At 43.5% G+C, this 2,430-nt stretch carries 3 protein-coding genes; all 3 read left to right on the top strand.

Annotated features, from left to right (window positions below; all coding sequences use genetic code 11):
• Positions 1-81: 81 nt before the first annotated feature.
• From tnpA to tnpC, 3 genes are read left to right on the top strand one after another with little or no spacing between them, the layout of a single operon-like run.
• A complete protein-coding gene (gene tnpA / locus MW695_RS22075; protein WP_247107609.1) occupies positions 82-408 on the top strand; it encodes an IS66 family insertion sequence element accessory protein TnpA in 327 nt (108 codons plus the stop codon).
• Positions 405-761 carry an IS66 family insertion sequence element accessory protein TnpB gene (gene tnpB / locus MW695_RS22070; RefSeq protein ID WP_247107608.1) on the top strand — a complete coding sequence of 119 codons (357 nt, stop codon included), beginning with the start codon at positions 405-407 and terminating at the stop codon, positions 759-761. The genes tnpA and tnpB overlap by 4 nt, the downstream gene beginning before the upstream one ends.
• A gap of 36 nt (positions 762-797) precedes the next feature.
• The gene (tnpC, locus tag MW695_RS22065) at positions 798-2,378 is read left to right on the top strand and encodes an IS66 family transposase (RefSeq protein WP_247107607.1); all 1,581 of its coding nucleotides are present in this window, start codon (positions 798-800) and stop codon (positions 2,376-2,378) included.
• Positions 2,379-2,430 lie beyond the last annotated feature (52 nt).

Below are 2,430 nucleotides of genomic sequence, written 5' to 3'. Positions count from 1 at the left end.
GTAAGCGTCAAATAACGCACACATTCTACTAATACCCAAGCTATGAGATACTCTTTCTATCAAATAGAAAAGGGTGTTGTCATGAACCGAAAAGACAAGTATGAACGTTGGAAAACACGTATGGAAGATTTTGAGGAGAGTGGTCAAACGATCCCAGAATGGGTGTCCACTCAAGAAGGAGTTACACAACATCAATTCCATTACTGGCGTAGAAAATTGAAAGCAGAAATGAACCGATCCGCGGATTCTTCTCAATTCGATCATCATGGGTGGACAACATTAGAGGTTTCCTCGATGAGTACGAATCCAGCTATTGAATTAAAAATGGATGATCTTTCGCTTATGATACCTGAAGATGTGAGTGAACAACATCTCTACCGTGTTCTTAAGGTGTTGAGAAATGGATGATCCACCATCATTTGATCGAGCGTGTTTATTTGGCAAAGGGAAGTACGGATCTACGTAAATCCATTGATGGCCTTGCCGCCATTGTACAAGAAAGCTTTCAGCTTGATCCGTTCTCGCCTTGCTTTTTTGTCTTCTGTAATCGCAAGCGCGATAAAATCAAAATCCTTCATTGGGAGCATAATGGCTTTTGGCTTTATTACCGTCGCTTGGAAAAAGGGACGTTTCCTTGGCCAGAAGACCCCTCTTCCTCTCCACAAATGATTAACCTTCGGCAATTTCGCTGGTTACTAGATGGCCTCCCGATCGATCAAAAAGCCGCACACCCCAAAGTAACGGCAAAATCCGTTATTTAAGCCCCAATAAGGGAGAGGTCATGGTATAATAACGGTATGAAAACCAATGATATGACCTCTCAACGTACAACTGAAGAATTAGAACAACGTGTTTCTTCACTTGAAGAACAAAATGCGGAGCTGGCGGCAAAAATTAAATGGTATGAGGAACAATTCCGCCTGAGTAAGCAACGTCAATTTGGTGCTTCAAGTGAAAAAACAAATGCCGGTCAACTGGAGCTTCCTCTATTTAATGAAGTCGAGATTTCTGCTGACCCTAAGGTCGAAGAGCCGACAGTTGAAACGATTACGTATCAACGTAAAAAGGCCAAGGGTGAGCGTGATCTCAAATTAGAGAAGCTCCCTAAAGAAATGATCCACTATTCATTACCTGTAGAACAGCAGGTTTGTTCGTGTTGCCAAGGGGATCTTCATGAAATGACAACGGAAGTTCGTCGTGAACTAAAAGTCATTCCAGCGGAAGTTAAAGTCGTTGAACACGTTCAATCGGTCTATGCGTGCCGACGCTGCGAGCGTGAAAGCATTGAAACACCCATCGTGAAGGCGAACATGCCCAAACCAGTGTTTCCAAAGAGTTTGGCCTCACCATCAGCTATGGCGTATATCATGAATCAGAAATATGTAGAAGGTCTACCATTATACCGCCAAGAACAACAATTTGCCCGATTAGGTGTGTCTTTGTCACGCCAAACGATCGCGAATTGGGTGATATATGGAGCGACTACGTGGCTACAACTCATCTTTGACCGGATGTATCAGCTATTAATGGAACGGGATCACCTTCACGCCGATGAGACCACGTTACAAGTGCTTCGTGAACCGGGCAGAGCCGCCACCGCGACTTCGTATCTTTGGCTCTATCGCTCTGGTCAAGGAACATCACCGATTGTCCTGTTTGATTATCAACAGACACGAGCAAGTAAACATCCGAAAAAGTTTCTATCCCCTTTTAAAGGGTATCTACATGTGGATGGTTACGCTGGCTATAATGGGATTCCAAACGTGAAGCTTGTGGGCTGTTGGGCTCACGCTCGCCGAAAGTTTGATGAAGCACTCAAAGCGTTGCCTGAACAGGAACGAACGAAAGATGTCCTGGCCAAACAAGGGCTTCAATTCTGTAACCGACTCTTTGCGATTGAAAAAGAAATCAAACCTTTATCCTTTGAAGAACGTTATCAAGTACGGCTAGAAAAAAGTCGGCCGATTCTTGATGCTTTTTCGGCATGGCTTCGTCAGCAAACACCAAAGGTGTTGCCGAAAAGTGCACTCGGACAAGCCATTAAATATTGTCGCAATCAATGGGGAAAGCTAGAAGTGTACTTAGAGGATGGTCGATTGGAGATCGATAATAATCGAAGTGAACGATCGATTAAACCATTCGTGATCGGCCGAAAAAATTGGATTTTTGCCAATTCACCAAAAGGAGCCAAGGCAAGTGCCTTAACCTATAGCATTATTGAAACAGCGAAGGAAAACGGACTAAATCCTTATCACTATTTGAAGGTTCTTTTCGAGGAGCTTCCTAACTTGGATACGACTAATGAAAAAACAATCGATCAGCTACTGCCTTGGTCCGAAACTCTACCAGAGCATTGTTATGTGAAAACTGATAACTAGATTTTACTATAGTCCCCATCTTGGCCATAGGTGGGGACTATTTGACGCTTAC

Origin of the sequence: Halalkalibacter sp. APA_J-10(15) (genome assembly GCF_023017105.1) — a bacterium.
Classification (GTDB): domain Bacteria; phylum Bacillota; class Bacilli; order Bacillales; family Bacillaceae_D; genus Halalkalibacter.
The sequence above is the reverse complement of the archived record's forward strand: the minus strand, read 5'-3'. Positions and strand labels throughout refer to the sequence as shown.

Bases quoted from the DNA above. Each gene is read 5' to 3' on its own strand.
- tnpB (WP_247107608.1), top strand. From the start codon at position 405: ATGATCCACCATCATTTGATCGAGCGTGTTTATTTGGCAAAGGGAAGT.
- tnpC (WP_247107607.1), top strand. From the start codon at position 798: ATGAAAACCAATGATATGACCTCTCAACGTACAACTGAAGAATTAGAA.
- tnpA (WP_247107609.1), top strand. From the start codon at position 82: ATGAACCGAAAAGACAAGTATGAACGTTGGAAAACACGTATGGAAGAT.